Annotated in this window: 18 protein-coding genes and 1 pseudogene; 12 read left to right on the top strand and 7 right to left on the bottom strand. The window is 58.9% G+C overall.

Annotated features, from left to right (window positions below):
• The first annotated feature begins 202 nt into the window (after positions 1–202).
• The 4 genes and pseudogenes from MUN84_RS01375 (at position 203) to MUN84_RS01360 (ending at position 4,277) form a co-directional block, all read left to right on the top strand.
• Positions 203–607 (top strand): LexA family protein, encoded by a 405-nt coding sequence (locus tag MUN84_RS01375; protein WP_244696320.1) that lies wholly within the window; start codon positions 203–205, stop codon positions 605–607.
• Positions 608–1,213: 606 nt separating this feature from the next.
• Positions 1,214–2,587 (top strand): annotated as a pseudogene (locus MUN84_RS24340) (group II intron maturase-specific domain-containing protein); the annotation flags it as partial.
• 92 nt (positions 2,588–2,679) lie between these two features.
• A complete protein-coding gene (locus tag MUN84_RS24335; protein ID WP_410780089.1) occupies positions 2,680–2,931 on the top strand; it encodes an HNH endonuclease in 252 nt (83 codons plus the stop codon).
• Between the two features lie 47 nt (positions 2,932–2,978).
• Positions 2,979–4,277 carry a Y-family DNA polymerase gene (locus MUN84_RS01360; protein WP_244696318.1) on the top strand — a complete coding sequence of 433 codons (1,299 nt, stop codon included), beginning with the start codon at positions 2,979–2,981 and terminating at the stop codon, positions 4,275–4,277.
• 108 nt (positions 4,278–4,385) lie between these two features.
• Here the strand turns inward: MUN84_RS01360 and MUN84_RS01355 are convergent, their stop codons facing one another.
• The 4 genes from MUN84_RS01355 to MUN84_RS01340 form a co-directional block, all read right to left on the bottom strand.
• Entirely contained in the window at positions 4,386–4,796 is a 411-nt protein-coding gene (locus MUN84_RS01355; protein WP_244696317.1) for a hypothetical protein, read from the bottom strand.
• A 344-nt stretch (positions 4,797–5,140) separates the two neighbouring features.
• Positions 5,141–5,479: a hypothetical protein gene (locus MUN84_RS01350; RefSeq protein WP_244696316.1), complete on the bottom strand. Its 339-nt coding sequence runs from the start codon at positions 5,477–5,479 to the stop codon at positions 5,141–5,143.
• Positions 5,480–5,658: 179 nt separating this feature from the next.
• Positions 5,659–6,012 (bottom strand): hypothetical protein, encoded by a 354-nt coding sequence (locus tag MUN84_RS01345; protein WP_244696315.1) that lies wholly within the window; start codon positions 6,010–6,012, stop codon positions 5,659–5,661.
• A 119-nt stretch (positions 6,013–6,131) separates the two neighbouring features.
• Positions 6,132–6,632 (bottom strand): hypothetical protein, encoded by a 501-nt coding sequence (locus MUN84_RS01340; protein WP_244696314.1) that lies wholly within the window; start codon positions 6,630–6,632, stop codon positions 6,132–6,134.
• 121 nt (positions 6,633–6,753) lie between these two features.
• Between MUN84_RS01340 and MUN84_RS01335 the strand changes: the two genes are divergently transcribed.
• Both MUN84_RS01335 and MUN84_RS01330 read left to right on the top strand, forming a co-directional pair.
• A complete protein-coding gene (locus tag MUN84_RS01335; RefSeq protein ID WP_244696313.1) occupies positions 6,754–7,731 on the top strand; it encodes an NAD(P)H-quinone oxidoreductase in 978 nt (325 codons plus the stop codon).
• Positions 7,732–7,829: 98 nt separating this feature from the next.
• The gene (locus tag MUN84_RS01330) at positions 7,830–8,489 is read left to right on the top strand and encodes an NAD(P)H-binding protein (RefSeq protein ID WP_244696312.1); all 660 of its coding nucleotides are present in this window, start codon (positions 7,830–7,832) and stop codon (positions 8,487–8,489) included.
• A gap of 67 nt (positions 8,490–8,556) precedes the next feature.
• On the opposite strand, the gene MUN84_RS01325 is transcribed toward MUN84_RS01330, so the two are convergent.
• Positions 8,557–9,180 (bottom strand): thioredoxin family protein, encoded by a 624-nt coding sequence (locus MUN84_RS01325; protein WP_244696311.1) that lies wholly within the window; start codon positions 9,178–9,180, stop codon positions 8,557–8,559.
• 123 nt (positions 9,181–9,303) lie between these two features.
• Positions 9,304–9,795, bottom strand: coding sequence for a TlpA disulfide reductase family protein (locus tag MUN84_RS01320; RefSeq protein WP_244696310.1), 492 nt, complete (start codon positions 9,793–9,795; stop codon positions 9,304–9,306).
• Between the two features lie 413 nt (positions 9,796–10,208).
• Here MUN84_RS01320 and ispG point away from each other — a divergent pair, with 413 nt between their 5' ends.
• The 3 genes from ispG to MUN84_RS01305 all read left to right on the top strand — a co-directional run bounded on the left by ispG (position 10,209) and on the right by MUN84_RS01305 (position 13,595).
• Entirely contained in the window at positions 10,209–12,275 is a 2,067-nt protein-coding gene (ispG, locus tag MUN84_RS01315) for a (E)-4-hydroxy-3-methylbut-2-enyl-diphosphate synthase (protein WP_244696309.1), read from the top strand.
• 225 nt (positions 12,276–12,500) lie between these two features.
• The gene (locus tag MUN84_RS01310; RefSeq protein WP_244696308.1) at positions 12,501–13,196 is read left to right on the top strand and encodes an epimerase; all 696 of its coding nucleotides are present in this window, start codon (positions 12,501–12,503) and stop codon (positions 13,194–13,196) included.
• Positions 13,197–13,274: 78 nt separating this feature from the next.
• On the top strand, positions 13,275–13,595 hold the full coding sequence (locus MUN84_RS01305) for a DUF6984 family protein (protein WP_247976969.1): 321 nt from the start codon (positions 13,275–13,277) through the stop codon (positions 13,593–13,595).
• A 111-nt stretch (positions 13,596–13,706) separates the two neighbouring features.
• On the opposite strand, the gene MUN84_RS01300 is transcribed toward MUN84_RS01305, so the two are convergent.
• Positions 13,707–14,162 carry a nuclear transport factor 2 family protein gene (locus MUN84_RS01300; protein ID WP_244696306.1) on the bottom strand — a complete coding sequence of 152 codons (456 nt, stop codon included), beginning with the start codon at positions 14,160–14,162 and terminating at the stop codon, positions 13,707–13,709.
• A gap of 258 nt (positions 14,163–14,420) precedes the next feature.
• Here MUN84_RS01300 and MUN84_RS01295 point away from each other — a divergent pair, with 258 nt between their 5' ends.
• The 3 genes from MUN84_RS01295 (at position 14,421) to MUN84_RS01285 (ending at position 17,004) form a co-directional block, all read left to right on the top strand.
• Positions 14,421–16,187 (top strand): AMP-dependent synthetase/ligase, encoded by a 1,767-nt coding sequence (locus tag MUN84_RS01295; protein ID WP_244696305.1) that lies wholly within the window; start codon positions 14,421–14,423, stop codon positions 16,185–16,187.
• Positions 16,188–16,377: 190 nt separating this feature from the next.
• Positions 16,378–16,551: a DUF6728 family protein gene (locus tag MUN84_RS01290; protein WP_244696304.1), complete on the top strand. Its 174-nt coding sequence runs from the start codon at positions 16,378–16,380 to the stop codon at positions 16,549–16,551.
• Between the two features lie 84 nt (positions 16,552–16,635).
• Positions 16,636–17,004, top strand: a complete 369-nt coding sequence (locus MUN84_RS01285) for an MmcQ/YjbR family DNA-binding protein (protein ID WP_244696303.1) — start codon at positions 16,636–16,638, stop codon at positions 17,002–17,004.
• Positions 17,005–17,094: the final 90 nt, after the last annotated feature.

The raw sequence follows: 17,094 nt of genomic DNA, 5'->3' as shown, positions 1-17,094 counted from the left end.
TCATCCACATTGGTTTTTCTTGATGAAAAGGTCACTTCAAATTTCTTACTTTCCTTTCTTTAGCTAACCGAATTAGTAAAATAATAGCTAAAATTATTAGCATGTCGTATACTTGCAGCAAACCAGTTTGTTGTTTGGTATGTGTGAAGTTCTTTTTGTCCCAGTTATTCGCCGGCCTCTGTGGCTAACGTTCTTTGATTCGATGGTGCCCGCGGGCTTTCCTTCCCCAGCCGAAGACCACCGCGGGGAGAAGCTCGACTTGAACCGCCTACTGCTACCCCATCCCGATTCCACCTACCTGGTGCGCGTGATGGGCGATTCCATGACGGGCGGCGAGTCCGGCATCCGCGACGGGGCCCTGCTGGCTGTGGACTGCCAACTACGGGCTCTGTCCGGCGACGTGGTTATTGCCGTGGTGGAAGGCCAGTTCACGGTCAAGCGCCTGGTGAAACGCGCGGGCGAGGCCTGGTTTCTGGTGCCGGATAATCCTAACTACCCGGAGCGCGCCATCACGGAGCCCGATTTGTTTGACGTGTGGGGTGTGGTCACGCACGTAGTAACCGAAATCCGGCGCGGCCGGCTCTCCGCCCATGTTCGCGTTAGTTGATTGCAATAACTTCGTGCGACGTGAAAAGTCGTATGCTGAACTGTTTTGCCGGGGGAAACCCCGGACAAAACCAGCCATTCCACTGGCTGTACGCTAGGAAGACGTGCGGCTGGGTAACCAGCCGTGCCAAGCCTTCTGACAATGGACCGAAACCCACTTGACCCGCGAGGGAACGGTGGTTCCGTGAGCATCACGCGGAATAGGACTAGCGTGAATGACAGGGCTAACACATGTGAACCTTCGCAAACGCCGTTATGCAGACCAAGCCAAAGGATGCCGACAGGCTTGACCCAAAAGGGACCGTGGTCGGTGTTGGGGCTGAAGTTTCCCCAACCGTGGACAAGAAGACCACCGGCGGAAAGAAGGAGCCTACCTCATTCGTTGTTCAACATATGAAACACGGTAAGCCCGTCGTCTTCCTTTCGGGGTAGGTCGGCCGTAAGGCCGTCCGACGAGGCGGCGGGTAAAGGATGGTGGAGAAAGCGAAGGCCGGGCTGTAATGGCTCGGATAGGGGTTGCAACCTCACCCCACGCGAAAGCGGGCCCACTTCCACCGGGTCTCACCTCACGAGAAAACTTGACAAACCCCCTTAGGAAACAAAGCAGATGACGGAAGAACCAACAAGTTCAACTGGTGCGGTTTCCGGCGTAGTGGCCGACTGGCATGCCATTGACTGGCAGCAGGCGACCCAACACGTCAGGCGGCTTCAGGCGCGTATCGTGAAGGCTACTCAGGCCGGCCGGTGGGGCAAGGTGAACGCCTTGCAACGCTTGCTGACCCGCTCGTTCAGGGCCAAAGCGTTGGCCGTGCGGCGAGTGACTGAAAATCAGGGCAACCGCACCAGCGGCGTGGACGGCCAACGATGGGCCACCCCCGTCCGCAAAGCGGCGGCCATTGGGGAATTGAGGCAACGGGGGTATTGCCCCCAGCCCCTCAAACGTATTTACATTCCCAAGCGCAACGGAAAACGACGACCGCTCAGCATCCCCACCATGAAAGACCGCGCCATGCAGGCCCTCTACCTGCTGGCGTTGCAGCCGGTGTCCGAAACCACCGCCGACCGCTCGTCGTTCGGCTTTCGGCCCGGCCGCCAGGTGGCGGATGCCGTGGAAAAGTGCTTTTCGCTGCTCAGTAAGCGTACCAGCCCCCAGTGGGTACTGGAAGCCGACATCGAAGCCTGTTTTGACCGCATCAGCCACGAGTGGCTTCTCCAACATGTTCCGATGGAGAAAGCGATTCTTCGGCAATGGCTGCAAGCGGGTTTCTTCGAGAAAGGCCATTGGTACCCGACCAGCGAGGGGACCCCACAGGGGGAATCATTTCCCCTGTGTTGGCAAACCTGGCACTGGATGGCTTGGCCCCGCTCCTCCAAACGACCTTCGCCAAAAGCCGCCGGAAACCTAACCGGGGCTTCAATCCAAAGGTACATGTCGTGCGGTACGCCGATGATTTTATCATCACTGGCCACAGTCAGGAAATACTCCAGGAGCAGGTAAAGCCCCTGGTCAGTGCTTTTCTGGCCGAACGCGGGTTACGCTTATCCGAGCAGAAAACGCACGTCACTTCCTTACAAGCAGGCTTCGACTTCCTCGGCAGCACGTTCCGGTCTTTCAACGGGAAGCTACTGATTACCCCTGCCAAAACGCGGCTACTGGCTTTTCTGCGGGAAATGCGTCAGCTCATCCACCAGCACAAAGCCACGGCCGCGGGCGAGTTAATCGCCTACCTGAATCCCCGATTAAAGGGATGGGCTTATTTCTATCGTCCCATTTGCAGTGCCAAGACCTTCCATCGGGTGGACGCGGAACTGTACCGGGCGCTCTGGAAATGGGCCAGGCGGCGACACCCGCGCAAAGGCAAGCGGTGGACCCAGCGGAAGTACTTTGCCCGAGTCGGAAAACGAAATTGGGTCTTTAGCGGCGAAGCAATCAAACAGGATGGCAGTCGAATTCGACCGCAACTGTTTGCTGTGTCAGACGTGAAGATTCGACGACACATCCGGCTGAAAGAGGAAGCTAACCCGTTTGACGTGCAATGGGAATTGTATTTCGAGCAACGGCTTACCCAGCAAATGCAGCAGACCCTTCGGGGCCGCAAGCAACTGCTCTATCTCTGGCAGCAGCAAGGCGGGCGCTGTCCCGTCTGCGGCGAGCTTATCACGGAGCAGACCGGGTGGCACAATCACCACCTGCAACTGCGGTCGCTCGGCGGCAAGGATACAGCAGAAAACCGGGTACTGTTGCACCCCGACTGTCACCGCAAGGTGCATAGTCTAGGCATTCAGTTAGAGAAACCGCGTCCGGTTAAAGCCGGGCGTTTGTGAGGCTTGAGCCGTATGAGGGGAAACTCTCACGTACGGTTCTTAGAGGGGTGGAGAGCAGCAATGCTCTCCGCCTACTCGACTACGTGAGCTGTGAGCAGGCCTTTCAGCCCCAGCTGGAGGGTAGACCCGTGGTAGTGTTGAGTAACAATGATGGCTGCTTGATTTCCCGTAGCGCCGAGGCCAAGGCCCTGGGCCTGAAAATGGGGGAGCCCTACTTCAAGATAAAACCCCTGATTCAGCAACACGATGTGCGCGTATTTTCCAGCAACTACGCTCTTTACGGCGACATGTCGGCCCGCGTGCTGCACTACCTGAGTTCCGTGGTTCCGGAGGTAGAGATGTACTCCATTGACGAGTGCTTTCTGGACTTGCACGGTATGGAAGCGTACCAGGGCGACTTGAGCAAATTGGCCCAGGCGTGGAAGCAGGAAATCAAGCGGCGCACCCACATCCCCGTCTGCATCGGCATTGCCCCCACCAAAACCCTGGCGAAGCTAGCCAACCGTTTGGCTAAGAAAACGCCCTCTCTAGAAGGAGTACTCTATTTAAATACGGAGCAGCGCCGGCAGTGGGCTCTAGAGCAGACCCCGGTGGAGGAGGTGTGGGGCATTGGGAAACAGCACACCCAGAAGCTTTGGAATCAGAGCATTATTACGGCTGCGCAGCTAGCGGGCCAGAGCGAGGGCTGGGCCCGCAAGCAGTTGGGTGGGGTTGTGGGCGCGCGCCTGGTGCGCGAGCTGCAGGGCACGCCGTGCCAGCAGCTGGCCTCAAGCGAGGACGGAGGCCCGAGCCGCAAGAGCATCGCCTACACCCGCACCTTCGGCCAGCCGCTCTCAGACTTTCATATTGTGCAAGCCGCCGTGGCGCACTTTGCCTCCAAGGCAGCCGAGAAGCTGCGCCGGCAAGGTTCGGCCGCCAACGTGCTGACGGTCTTCATCAGCAAAAGCCGGTATGGCACGGAACCGCCCCCGCACACGCGCTCGGCCGTGCTGACGCTACCTCTGGCTACTAGCGACACCACAGAACTGCTGCGCCACGCTCGGGTGGGCTTGAAGCGCATCTGGGAGCCGGGTGGGGTGTACAAGAAGGCCGGGGTGCTGCTGGACGGGCTGGAAACGGCGGGCCAGCAGCAACTTCTCCTGTTTGAGCCCAACGAGCAGGCCGAACGCCGGGCCACGCTCATGGCCGAGCTGGATAAAGTCAATCAGCGCTTTGGCAAGGGGGCCGTGCGCTTTGCCGCGGCTGTGCCCCGGGAGCGAGGCCCGGCGCCCTGGGCCGGACAGCATCAGTTCCAGACATCTGCCTACACCACCCGGTGGGAAGACTTGCTCTGGATTCGGGCTTGAGGAAGATAAGTCGGCTTGGACCGTTCCTGCTAACCTTGGTTGCAACTCGCAGAACAAATACGGAAGGCTCAGTAGGAGAAACGAGGTAGCCGTTAAGAGCTGGATGTTTTAACGTGTGTAAACGTCTTCCTGCTCGGTATAAGCACCTCCCGGGGGCACGCCCAGAGCCTTGAAGTGAAGCACCAGTTTATGGTCCGTTAACTCCATAATGGTGCAGGATAACCGCCCAAAAGTCAGGTTCTTGTCTTGGCGGAATAGCTTGTAATGACCGAGTGAATAATTGCCCACGGTGGCGCGGTAGCTGAGCGAATCGGACGTGATACGCAGGTAGAAGTTCGGCGTAACCGTGATGCTGGTTTTGCTCACGAAAGCACCCGTAGCGGAATAGTTATAATCAAAGGAACTGTCTGGAGTCCAGCGGCCTTCGAGCGGTGCTTCGGCCGGCTTGGCATCCTCTTTCTGACAAGCGGCCGTGAGTAAGGTCAGATTCAGTAGTAGGAAGGGTAGAAATCGGGGCATGCTACGGGTGATGAACGGTAAGCAATGGGAAAGGGGTAAGCGGCCCTATTGCGTTAAGGAAGAAAGCTGATCAGGCGCCTACCATTTGGTGGAACGACGGATCAGCTTTGCAAGCTAACAGCCTAACTCATAAAGTCCTGTTTTGGAAAACGGATTTTAGGGGTTAGGCGCTTACTAGGGAATGCATCATCAAGAGGTCGGTTTGCTCATCATCACACAACGCAAACACATGCTTACCATGTGTAACGAAGCCGTTTTCCTCATAAAACTGGATAGCTCGCAGGTTTTTCTCCCAGACTAAAAGCCATACTGGGCGACCCCTAGGCGACACAAGCAGGGGCTTATCAATGACTTTTTCCCAGCTGATGCGTTGCCTCAGCGGCCAGTACTTTATCCAAGACCAGCAACATCTGCTGCATGATCAATTGCCAATCGTGGGGCTGATTTAAGTGCAGGTGGCCTTGTTCTAACTGCTGATGCAAGGTGTCCAGGTGAGCAAACTGCTGTCGGAGGGCAGGCCCGTCGAGGTGCAAAAAACGCCCGTGCGGGAGGGAGAAAATCTCATCAATGAAAAACTGCATGGCATGTTGCAGTTGCTGCTGATCGGCCGGGCGGTCATTTTGTAAAGAGGGTAGCTCTGAGCGAAGCTGTTGAAGCTGAGCAATAGGCAGAGAATAGTCCATACAAACAGTAGCATTTAGGCAGAACAGTGCCTTCTGAGACTATAAATGATAGGCAAGGAATTAGTTACCTACGCAGGTTGACAGCTGAAGGGTTGCTTTCGGGGCCGCCGCTACCCTGCCAGCCCCGCGCGGTACGGATGACACTACACATAACCTGCTGAACCATAAAATGTTGCTGGCTAAGTAAAAGGCGCCAGCGCCGCCAGCACCATGGTGGCAACCCGCTGCCAACTGGCATACGACCACGGCACGGCGGCCAGCGCCGCCTCGCGTTTGGCCGCAGCCACCCAGGCCAGCAGTACGGAGCGGGAGGGCAAGGCCTGGCCCGAGTGCAGGGCCTGGGGCCACTCCTCGGCGGGCCACGCGTGCAGAAAATACTCGGCCTGATCGGCAATACGGGTTAGGCGGGCGGGGGCGTAGGGGTCGGTGAAATGCAGGCGGCGGGCCACCCGGTACAAGTCGCGCAGGGCTACTTTGGGAGCAATGGGGAGGTGGGTGGTTCCATCCTCTGGTAAGGCAGAATGCTGGTTCATAAGCGCCACGTACGGGCGCGCAATCCGGCCCGGATTGCCTTATAGAGCCATAAAATCAATAAAAATGAATAAAAATCAGGGGCGGAATCTTTTGAAATTCTCCTGCGTTTTTGGCCGGATCAGGCGGGCAACTGTCGCGGCAGTTCCGTGTCGTCGGGTAGCACTTCGGCCCCGCTGCCGTGGTCGGGGGAGAGGCGTTTCCAGGTAGCCCGCTTCAGTTCGTCCAGCCGCTGCAGGGTATCCTGCACCGTTTCCTGTTCGCGGAGCTTGTCGAAGAACCCCGACTTCCGACCGGCCTTCACCAGCTGTTCCAGCACCACCGGCAGAATCCAGCCTACTACATTCGAGGCCAGGGCACCCCGCAACCCCAGGCGTACGAGCAAGCGCGCAGTCATGCGCTCCAGCAGTAGGGTACGGGCGGCGGGCAACGCGGTGTTGGTGAGGAAGTCGCGCACGAGCTTGGCGTTGCCCTTCTGCACCTCGGCCCGCAGCACTTCCTGTACCGATTCCAGCGCGGATTGAGCTGCTTTGCGAAACAGGCGGCCGGTTTGCCACGCCGCCAGCCCCGTGAGCTGTCCGGCCGTGCGCAAAAAGTGAGGAAGCAGGGAAATGTTTTTCATAAAGCAAGAAACGGAAAAAGCCGGCCGGCGGACAGCCTTTAGCACCTTATTGAAGCGCAGCCACCAGAACTTCCGGCCCGTTGCGTAGTTGTTTGCCTACCTCTGTCCGTTATTCTTCCCTATGCAAGCACTGGTTATTACCCGCCCCGGCGGCCCGGAGGTGTTGGAAGTCCGGGAGATACCCCGGCCGGTACCCACCGCCCACGAAGTCCTGATCAAGGTGCACGCGGCCGGCGTCAACCGCCCCGATATACTGCTGCGCCAGGGTAAATACCGCGGCAGCGGCGACGTGAGCGGCCTGGTGCCCGGTCTGGAGGTAGCGGGCGTGATAGAAGCGTGCGGCGCTGAGGTTACGCGCTGGCGCCCCGGCGACGCCGTGTGTGCCCTGCTAGCCCAGGGCGGCTACGCTGAGTACGCCGCCGCAGACGCCCGCCACTGCCTGCCCTTGCCCGTCGGCTGGACCTTTGCGGAAGCAGCTAGCCTCCCAGAAACAGTGTTTACGGTGTGGCACAACGTATTTCAGCGCGGCCAGCTGCAGCCCGGCGAAACGCTGCTGGTGCACGGCGGAAGCAGCGGCATTGGGGTCACGGCCGTGCAACTGGCCCACCTGCTGGGCAGCCGCGTGGTGGCTACGGCCGGCTCCGAGGAGAAGTGTGCGGCCGTGCACGCCCTGGGCGCCAACCTCGTGGTGAACTACCGGGAGCAAGACTTTGAAGCGGTAGTCGCAGAAACGGGCGGGGTCGATGTCGTTCTGGACATGATTGGGGGCGACTACACGGCCAAAAATCTGCGCCTGCTGCGCGACGATGGCCGCCTGGTGTTTATTAACGCCATGCAGGGCGGCGCGGCCAGCTTCAATGCCTTGGAGGTAATGGCTCGTCGCCTCACCATTACGGGTAGCACGCTGCGGCCCCGCTCCGCCGAGTTCAAGGCCGGCTTGGCTGCGGCGGTCGAGCGCCACGTCTGGCCCTTGTTGCCCGACCGGCGCTTTCGGCCCGTCCTGCATACCACCCTGACGCTGGTTGAGGCCGCCGACGCCCACCGCCTGCTGGAAAGCAGCACCCACATTGGTAAGGTAGTGCTAACGGTGAATGACTAAGCCTGCGTTATGCCATTAGCCCGCGCCAGTGTACGGGTGTTTTTCAGCGGGCCGGGCTACCCTCCGTATGTTCTTCCAACCTTCTTTTCCTCCTGTGTATGCGTACTGCTCTTCTCATTGGCGCCACCGGCCTAGTCGGTGACCATTTGCTCCGTCAATTGCTGCTCGATAACCGCTTCGACCAACTGAAAGTATTTGTCCGCCGGCCTACCGGCTACCAGAACTCTAAGCTGGAAGAACACCTCGTCGACTTCGACCAGCCCCAGACCTGGCGCGAGCTGCTGACCGGCGACGTGCTGTTTTCCACCCTGGGCACTACCCTGCGGCAGGCGGGCAGCCAAGAGGCCCAGTACCAAGTAGATTACACCTATCAATACCGCACGGCCCAGGCGGCGGCGGCTAATGGGGTTGCCACCTTCGTGCTGGTGTCATCGGCCGGCGCTGATGCCGATTCCTTCGTGTTTTATAATCGGATGAAGGGCGAGCTGGAGCGCGACGTGAAGCGGCTGCCGTTCCACCGCATCCGGATTCTGCAGCCCGGAGTTCTGGCCGGGGGCCGCGCGCAGGTGCGGCTGGGCGAGAAGGTAGGACTAGTGCTGGCTTCCGTGGTAGGCGCGGTGCCAGCCCTGCGCGCCTACCGCCCCGTTCATGCCCGCATAGTAGCCCAAGCCATGATTAACGCGGCCCTGGATGAAACCCCCGGCATCAGCACCGACACCCTGGAAGGAGTGTTCACGCGAGCCGGGCAACCGGCGTAACTCTCTTCCAGCCACAAAAAAAGCCCGCTAGGTAGCGGGCTTTTTTTGTGGCTGGAAGCAAACAAGGCTAAGCCCGTTTCCACTTGATGGTGCAGCCGATGGCCTTCGTGGAGTTGACGGAGGCGGGTTTGCCGGCCATGATGTCGGTCATGGCGTTTTCCAGGTACTTGGTTTTCACCAGCTTGGCGTCCTCGGAGTTGTCATCAATGGCCCCGATGTAGCTCACCACGAAGTCGTTGCCCTGGCGGGTTAGCACGTAGAGGTGGGGCGTACGGGTGGCGCCGTACTGCCGGGCTACTTGCTGGGTTTCGTCCTGGAGGTAGGGGAAGGCGTATTTCTTGTCCTTGGCCCGTTTCTGCATGTCGGCGAAGGAGTCGCCGGGAGCTACGGCCGGGTCGTTGGGGTTGATGGCTACCACGGGGTAGCCCTGGGCGGCATACTTAGTATGCAGGTCGATGATGCGCTGCTCGTAGGCTTTAGCGTAGGGGCAGGTATTGCAGGTAAATACCACGATGTAGCCCTTGGCCGCCTTGTTATCGGCCAGGGATATGAGCTTGCCGTCCACGTTCTTGAGCTTAAAATCGGCGGCCTTGTCGCCTACCTGGTAGCCTTCAGCCGCCGGCCGCAGCACGATGAAACTGCTCAGGGCCAGCACCAGGCACGCGGCCAGAAAAGGAAGTAGCTTTTTCATAAGATGACTGGGAATGAGGTGAAAAATGGAAAACTCGTGTCATTCCGAGCCGGAGGCGAGGAATCTGGATTTGCCAATCAGGGGGTTAACTCAGATTCCTCGCCTCTGGCTCGGAATGGCAGCTTATTCTATAAAAGCCTGCAGCTGTTTTTGTAGCTCCTCGGCCGAAAGCTCCTGTTCAAACGTGACTCGTTTGCGCTGGGCGTTGTTAACGAAAATCGTAAACGGCAGCGCCCCGCTCCACTTGGTATCTACCTGATCAAGGTAGGTATTTGGGTCGGTTTCATTGAGCAGCACGACTTCCGATTTCAACGCGCGCTTCAGCACGAAGGGCTTGACTTTCTTTTCCAGCTGGGAGGCGTAGTCCATGCTCACCAGCAGCACTTTCACCTTTTGCTTGGCGTAGGTAGTCGTGAGCTGGTCGAAGTGGGGTAGCTCCTTCACGCAGGGCGCGCACCAGGTAGCCCAGAAGTTTACCACGTAGGTGGTGTCCGTGGAGCGATTCAGGCGCTTCTGCAGCTCCGGCAGCTTAATGACCTCTACCTTCTGGGCCTGGCCCGGCAAAGCCAGCAGAAAGAACGTCGCGGCCAGAACAAGAAATTTGAGTTGGTTCATGTGGGAAGGGGTAGGAGTTGGGATAAAGACAGAGGAGCCGGCCAGAGGTTGCGGAAGGCTTGTTCGGCCAAGCTAAAACTTCATACTTGGTCCAACGTCCGCTCATGAAAGTATTTTACGCTATTCTAAGCCGTCATGCAGAGCGTAGCGAAGCATCTCGCCTGCTGACGACTGCAACGATACCACGCGAGATGCTTCGCTGCGCTCTGCATGACGGTCTTTCAAATTCTTGTTTACAGCTCTACAAGTCAACCATCAACTCTGCAGACCTTTCCCAGCGAAATGACGTGAGTAGGCGTCTCGGCAGCTGGGTACCCTGCCTGGCCGGCGTGTAGTCTTTTTCCTAGCCCTACGTTGCGCACAATCCTTGCTTACCTTTGTTCTTCCTCTGAAAAACGCCTCCCCATTGGGTTATGAATAAGATCTATTGCCCCAGCCTGACCGAATACCAGCGCCGCCTGTCTCGCGAAGTTCAGCTCGGCGACCTGCCCATGGGTGGGCTCAATCCCATTCGGGTGCAGAGCATGACCACCGTGGACACCATGGACACGCTGGGCTCGGTGGAGCAAACCCTGCGCATGGTAGAGGCCGGCTGCGAGTACGTGCGCATCACGGCGCCCAGCGTGAAGGAGGCTCAGAACCTGCTGGAAATCAAAAAGGAACTGCGCAAGCGCGGCTGCTCGGTGCCCCTCATTGCCGACATCCACTTCACGCCCAACGCTGCTGAGCTGGCCGCCCGCATCGTGGAGAAGGTGCGCGTGAACCCCGGCAACTACGCCGACAAAAAGAAGTTCGATGTCATTGAGTACACCGATGCTACCTACGCCGCCGAGGTGGAGCGCATCCGGGAGCGGTTCCGGCCCCTGGTGCAAATCTGCAAGCAGTACGGCACGGCCATGCGCATCGGCACCAACCACGGCTCCCTATCCGACCGGATCCTGTCGCGCTACGGCGATACGCCCCTGGGCATGGTGGAGTCGGCCCTGGAGTTTCTGCGCCTCTGCGAGGAAGAGAACTACTACAACGTGGTGCTAAGCATGAAGGCCAGCAACACCCAAGTGATGGTGCAGGCCTACCGCCTGCTGGTGCAGAAACTCGATGAAGAAGGCCTGCAACCCTACCCCCTGCACCTGGGCGTAACCGAAGCCGGCGAGGCCGAAGACGGCCGCATCAAGAGCGCCGTGGGCATTGGCACGCTGCTGGAAGACGGCCTCGGCGACACCGTGCGCGTGAGCCTCACCGAAGCCCCCGAAGCTGAAGCCCCCGTGGCCCGCGCCCTCATTGACCGCTACACTCACCGCGCCCAGCAGGCCAAGCCCATTGCCCCACTGACCGCTGATTTTACGGCTTCGGCGGCCGAAGCTGCTTCGGATGCCCATGCCTTCAAGCCCGAACTGATTACCAACGACGCGAATCTGTCGCCCATTGACCCTTTCCAGTACCACCGCCGCGTTACGCGTGAGGTCCTGAACTTGGGCGGGCAGAACGTGCCCCGCGTGCTGGTGGACCTCTCGCGCCTGCCCGGCCTGGAGTACGCCGACCTGCGCGCCGCCGGCCACCTGTATTCCGCCTTCCTCGACAAGTTCCAGATGAACGACCTCGGGGCTGACTACGTGTACTCAGGCCAGCGCCCCATTCCGTTCATGCTGCCCAACGGCCTGAAGGAGGTAGTCGATTACGCGGCTTGGTTGGATGGGGGGCAGCGCCCGGAACACTACCCCGTACTCACGCAGGCTGAGTACGCCACCGCCACGGCCCGGCACCCGGAGCTGAACTTCGTGTTCCAGAACCTGGATTCGCTTACCGCGCCAACTCTGGAGCAACTGCGCGACGACGCCACGGCCGTTATCATTCTGTACACCGATAACGCCCACGCCATGCCGGAAATCCGGCGGGCCTTCTTCCGTCTGATTCAGAGCGGCCTCGCCAACCCCGTTATCATCAACCGCCAGTACCCCGCCTTGACGCCCGAGCAAACCCAGCTCTATGCCGCCACCGACGTCGGTGGTCTGCTGCTCGACGGCCTCGGCGACGGGGTAGTGCTGAGCACCGAGCTGCTGCCGGAGCGCCCCAAAACCGAGTGGCTCCAGACTCTCGACCAGCTCAACCAACTCAGCTTCGGCATTCTGCAGGCGGCGCGCACCCGCATGAGCAAAACGGAGTACATCAGCTGCCCCAGCTGCGGCCGTACCCTGTTCGATCTGCAGGAAACCACCGCCATGATCCGCAAGCGCACCGACCACCTGAAAGGCGTGAAAATCGGCATCATGGGCTGCATCGTGAACGGCCCCGGCGAAATGGCCGACGCCGACTACGGTTACGTGGGCGTGGGCAAAGGCAAAATTGCCCTCTACCGCGGCCAGGAAGTCATCAAGAAATCCGTACCCGAAGAACAAGCCGTCGACCAGCTCATCGACCTCATGCGCGAGGATGGCAAGTGGATTGAACCGGTGCGGCTGGAGGAGCCGGTGGTGGGGTAATTCTTTTTCGCACCTATCATGCTAAGCGTAGTCGAAGCATCTCTACCTCTGACTTCTGACGTGAAGACAAAGCGGTAAAAATGCTTCGACAAGTTCAGCATGACGTTCCGGCCTTCTACTATGTTTTCACAGTGAAGTAGGTAGATTAAACACAGGCTTGCTTCAGACAATTACTGATTCTGAAACCGCCTAAAACATCCGCGCCGCTTATCCGTCTGCCCCTCCATGAAACTACGCGCAATAGTAACCGGGGCAACCGGCATGGTAGGCGAGGGCGTGCTGCTGGAATGTCTGAATAGCCCCGAGGTGGAGCAGGTGCTGTCCGTGAGCCGCAAGCCCAGCGGCCTGCGCCACCCGAAGCTGCGTGAAATCCTGCACGCTGACTTCCTCAACCTAACGCCGATTCAGGATCAGCTGACGGGCTACAACGCCTGCTTTTTCTGTTTGGGCGTGTCGTCGGTGGGGATGAAGGAGCCGGAGTATCGCCGCCTCACCTACGACCTGACCCTGCACTTCGCCCAGACGCTCTTACCCCGCAACCCCAGCCTAACCTTCTGCTACGTGTCAGGGGCCGGCACCGATGGCAGCCTGAAAAGCCGCCAGATGTGGGCCCGGGTGAAAGGAGAAACCGAAAACGCCCTGCTGCACCTAGGTTTCCAGGCTGCCTACATGTTCCGGCCCGGCTTTCTGAAAGCCACGCCGGGCCAGCGGCACGTGCTGTCGTACTACAAGTATTTTAGCTGGCTGTATCCGGTGCTGCGAGCTGTAACGCCTAAGTTCGTATCCACCTTATCGGAAGTCGGGCAGGCCATGATTCGGGTAGCGCAACGTGGGTACCTCCGGAAGGTGCTGGAAGTGCCGGACATCGTGGCAATAGCCAAGATGCAGCAGCGCCAGCCTTTGCCGGCCTCGGAGGGGTAGGACCCCGGCAAAAGACTGTTCGTATATCTTCCCAGGCCTGACTTTCTGCCAAAGCGAAATAGAGGCAGGTCCGGAAGCATGAACCAGCGCCCCTTATACTTACCCGAACTCGGCCTGTTGCTTTACCTGCTGCGAGGCACACCAGGGGCCGAGCGGCTGCTAGCGGTATTGCACACGGCGCGGGTTACGGAACTGCAAGTCGGCGGAACCGGTAGCCTCCGCTTCCTCAGCGCTACCCCGAACCCGCGTCTCGGCGAGCAACTGGCCACCACCCAATTCCTCGACGAAGACGGCGTGCTGGTACTCGTGTCGTTGTATGCGAACCAGGCTGGGGAACTCCACGAGCTGGACTGCTGGAAAGTGGATGACACGCCTGTAAAGCGCATTCCTGCTTTCTAACTCTGTAAATTATCCTTCCGACCAGAGGGAGGAAGCTGGGTTCACCATTCAACGGATTAACTCAGCTTCCTCCCTCCGGTCGGAAAGACAACGGACCTTCAGTCACTGTAGCTACTTGCACTTCTCCTTGCGGCGTGTGTCGATGACGTGGGCGATTTTCCAGCCCTCCGTTAGCTTTACCAGCTGAAACGAGTTGTAGCCGCAGTGACTGAAGGTGCTGCCCACGTAAAACTCGTAGGGCGTCCAGACGCTGGCCAGGTTGGCATCAATCAGGATTTTATCGAAGGTGATGCGCTCGTCATACACCTCCTTGTGCGGGGTGCCCACCATCTTCACGAAACCCGCCGGATTTTCGGGCCGCAGCTGGGTCTGGCCGTTGCGGGTGCTGATGGTGTGGAACACCGCGCCGGGCGCCAGCGTGGTCCGCAGCAGGGTACTGTCGCCCTTGCGCATGCCCTCGAAGAAGGTCTGGATGGTTTTCTTGACGGCTTCTGTTTCGGTGGCTGGTTGCTGGGCCAGGGCAGGGGTAGTGGCGGCCAGCAAGCAGGGGAGTACCAAGTGCTTCATGGGGTAGGGAATTGAGTATGAGTAAGGACGCGGGTTGGGCGCTGATGTTGCGGGGGCAAAGGTGCTAGCTGAACGGCTGTAAAGACGCGAACCAAAGGTCGGCGTAGCCAAGTGTCGCGTCTTTACAGCCGTTGGGTGTGGGCTAGTGACGCTAAGTAGTACCCATAAACTGTAATACAACGCTGCCGAGCGACGCGAGGTAGGCTATTTTTGCGGGTGCAAGTAACCCAAACGTCATTCTTGCTCGTTTGCCTGTTCATGGAAATCCGCCGCACTTTCGACCTGCTACCCCACCTTATTGCTACCTCGCCCCAGGCCGATTGTCTGGTAGAAAAGAAGGCCGGCACCTGGCAGCCCCTGAGCACCACCCGCGTGCAGGAACTGAGCAACCACGTTAGCCTGGGCCTGCACCAGCTCGGCATTGGGCGCGGCGACAAAGTGGCCATCATTTCCGCCAACCGACCCGAGTGGGTGGTGGCTGATTTCGGCATTGCTCAGCTGGGGGCCGTGAGCGTGCCCATGTACCCTACCATTACGGTGGAGGACTACCGCCATATTTTTCAGGATGCCGGGGTGCGCGTGGTGCTGGTGCAAGACAAAAAGCTGCTGGCTCGGGTGCAGCAGGCCGTGGCGGGCCTGGCCCGTGGCCCCGAGCACATCTTCACCTTCGACAAACTGGAGGGGGTAGCCCATTTCGGGGAGTTACTTGCCTTAGGTCAGGGCGAAAACCCAGCGGACCTGGAACCCCTGAAAGCCGCCGTGCAGCCCGAGGATTTGCTGACGCTGATTTACACTTCGGGCACTACCGGGCGGCCCAAGGGCGTAATGCTCAGCCACCGCAACATCTTGTATAACTGCGAGAACCTGACGGGGCACCTGCCCATGCCCGCGGGCCAAAAAGCGCTGAGCTTTCTACCCCTCAGTCATATTTTTGAGCGCACGGCTACCTACCTCTATCTGCGGTTGGGTTTTAGCGTGTGGTATGCCGAAAGCGTGGAGCGCATTGCCGACAACTTGCGCGAGGTACAGCCCCAGGTGTTTACCACCGTGCCCCGTCTGCTCGAAAAAATCTACGACAAGATTGTGGCCCAGGGGCAGAAACTGACCGGCGCGAAGAAAAGACTATTCTTCTGGGCTTTAGACCTGGGCCTGCGCTACGACACCCAGCAAAACCAAGGTTTCTGGTACAACACCCAGTTGGCCCTAGCTAACAAGCTGGTCTTCAGTAAGTGGCGCGAAGCACTAGGCGGACAGGTGCGCTACATCGTGAGCGGGGGCGGCGCCCTGCAGCCGCGCTTGGCGCGGGTGTTCTGGGCCGCGGGCATTCCCGTGATGGAAGGCTACGGCATGACGGAAACCTCGCCCGTAATTGCCGCATCCCAGCCCGTGGCCGAGGGCAACTTCATTGGGGCAGTAGGACCAGCTATTCCTGGCGTGGAAGTGAAAATTGCCCCCGATGGCGAAATCCTGACCCGCTCGCCCTCCGTGATGCAGGGCTACTACAATCGCCCCGACCTCACGGCCGAGGTCATCGACCAGGAAGGCTGGCTGCACACCGGTGACATCGGCGAGTTTGTGCAAGGTAAATTCCTCAAAATCACGGACCGCAAAAAGGAGATGTTCAAGACCTCCAACGGCAAGTACGTAGCCCCTCAGCCTCTGGAATCGAAGATTTCGGAGTCGCCACTGGTGGAGCAGGTGATGGTGGTAGGCGAGGGGGAGAAGTACGCGGCGGCCCTGCTGGTGCCGGCCTTTGCCGAGCTGCGGGCCTGGGCCAAAAGCCACAACCTGCCCACCGACCTCTCCGACGCCGCCCTGGCCGCCCACGCCCAGGTGCAGCAACTCTACGAGCAGCTCGTGCAGCAGGCCAACGCCGCCTTCGCGCAGTGGGAGCAAATCAAGAAAGTGGCCTTGCTTCCCACGCTGTGGAGCGTAGAGTCGGGCGAGCTAACTCCCACCATGAAAGTCAAGCGCAAAATCGTCAGCCAGAACAATCAGCAGCGCATCGAGTCCCTGTTTCGGTAACCATTCAGGTCATTCCGAGCGGGGCAAAGAAGCTGGATTAATCGTTGGATGATAAACCCAGATTCCTCGCCCCACTCGCAATGACAATACCTACTTCTGGCCCCGGATATAGCTGAATGAATATCTTGCAAAATGTAAATCTTTCCGTCCCGATGGATGTTATTAAAGCGTACCAGACAGCACTTCAATCATGCGCAAAGACCTGTTTAACTTCGGTCCGGCTCTCGGTTACTTCTTCCGCAAGCCCGATCCTACCCGCCACACCAACTTCAACCTGCGCACCATGCACTTCATCAATAAGCTGAGCATGGCCATGTTTCTGGTGGGGTTTATTGTTCTGCTCTACCGCTGGTTCCTGCGCTAGTTTCCAGCCTCAGTTATAAAAGACCGCCGAGCTCCTCTCTCCAGCTCGGCGGTCTTTGTGCGTGTAATGGTTTACTTAGCGACCATGAACATTGAAGACTTCCGCGACTACTGCCTGTTGAAAGCTGGCGTAACCGAAGAAACACCCTTCGGCCCCGAAACGCTGGTGTTTAAGGTAGGAGGTAAGGTGTTTGCCCTCACCGATATAGAGACTTTCGCCAGCATCAACCTGAAGTGTGACCCGGAGCGGGCCCAGGAGCTGCGTGAGCAACACGACTACGTGCTGCCGGGCTTCCACATGAATAAAAAGCATTGGAACACGGTGCTAGTTGGCACGGGCATTCCCGGCCGGCAGCTGCGCGAGCTAATCGACCATTCCTACGACTTAGTCCGCGCTTCCCTACCCCGAAAGCAGCGCGAGGAGCTAGCCGCCGCTGAGCAAGTGGAGGAGTAGTGGGTTATGTCGTGAGGACGCTTATCAGCTTACGAGAATGTCATTCCTCGACAAGCTCGGAATGACATTCTTATAGCATTCTACGTCGAG

It is taken from the genome of Hymenobacter sp. 5516J-16 (assembly GCF_022919335.1).
In the GTDB taxonomy this organism is placed as follows: domain Bacteria; phylum Bacteroidota; class Bacteroidia; order Cytophagales; family Hymenobacteraceae; genus Hymenobacter; species Hymenobacter sublimis.
Note: the sequence above shows the minus strand (reverse complement) of the source record. Positions and strands in the feature narration are given on the sequence as shown.

Coding starts and splice junctions, on each gene's coding strand:
- MUN84_RS01375 (WP_244696320.1), top strand. CDS start 203: ATGGTGCCCGCGGGCTTTCCTTCCCCAGCCGAAGACCACCGCGGGGAG.
- MUN84_RS01285 (WP_244696303.1), top strand. CDS start 16,636: ATGAACATTGAAGACTTCCGCGACTACTGCCTGTTGAAAGCTGGCGTA.
- MUN84_RS01355 (WP_244696317.1), bottom strand. CDS start 4,796: ATGCCCCGATTTCTACCCTTCCTACTACTGAATCTGACCTTACTCACG.
- MUN84_RS01290 (WP_244696304.1), top strand. CDS start 16,378: ATGCGCAAAGACCTGTTTAACTTCGGTCCGGCTCTCGGTTACTTCTTC.
- MUN84_RS01340 (WP_244696314.1), bottom strand. CDS start 6,632: ATGAAAAACATTTCCCTGCTTCCTCACTTTTTGCGCACGGCCGGACAG.
- MUN84_RS01305 (WP_247976969.1), top strand. CDS start 13,275: ATGAACCAGCGCCCCTTATACTTACCCGAACTCGGCCTGTTGCTTTAC.
- MUN84_RS01295 (WP_244696305.1), top strand. CDS start 14,421: ATGGAAATCCGCCGCACTTTCGACCTGCTACCCCACCTTATTGCTACC.
- MUN84_RS01310 (WP_244696308.1), top strand. CDS start 12,501: ATGAAACTACGCGCAATAGTAACCGGGGCAACCGGCATGGTAGGCGAG.
- ispG (WP_244696309.1), top strand. CDS start 10,209: ATGAATAAGATCTATTGCCCCAGCCTGACCGAATACCAGCGCCGCCTG.
- MUN84_RS01345 (WP_244696315.1), bottom strand. CDS start 6,012: ATGAACCAGCATTCTGCCTTACCAGAGGATGGAACCACCCACCTCCCC.
- MUN84_RS01300 (WP_244696306.1), bottom strand. CDS start 14,162: ATGAAGCACTTGGTACTCCCCTGCTTGCTGGCCGCCACTACCCCTGCC.
- MUN84_RS01330 (WP_244696312.1), top strand. CDS start 7,830: ATGCGTACTGCTCTTCTCATTGGCGCCACCGGCCTAGTCGGTGACCAT.
- MUN84_RS01325 (WP_244696311.1), bottom strand. CDS start 9,180: ATGAAAAAGCTACTTCCTTTTCTGGCCGCGTGCCTGGTGCTGGCCCTG.
- MUN84_RS01320 (WP_244696310.1), bottom strand. CDS start 9,795: ATGAACCAACTCAAATTTCTTGTTCTGGCCGCGACGTTCTTTCTGCTG.
- MUN84_RS01350 (WP_244696316.1), bottom strand. CDS start 5,479: ATGGACTATTCTCTGCCTATTGCTCAGCTTCAACAGCTTCGCTCAGAG.
- MUN84_RS24335 (WP_410780089.1), top strand. CDS start 2,680: ATGCAGCAGACCCTTCGGGGCCGCAAGCAACTGCTCTATCTCTGGCAG.
- MUN84_RS01335 (WP_244696313.1), top strand. CDS start 6,754: ATGCAAGCACTGGTTATTACCCGCCCCGGCGGCCCGGAGGTGTTGGAA.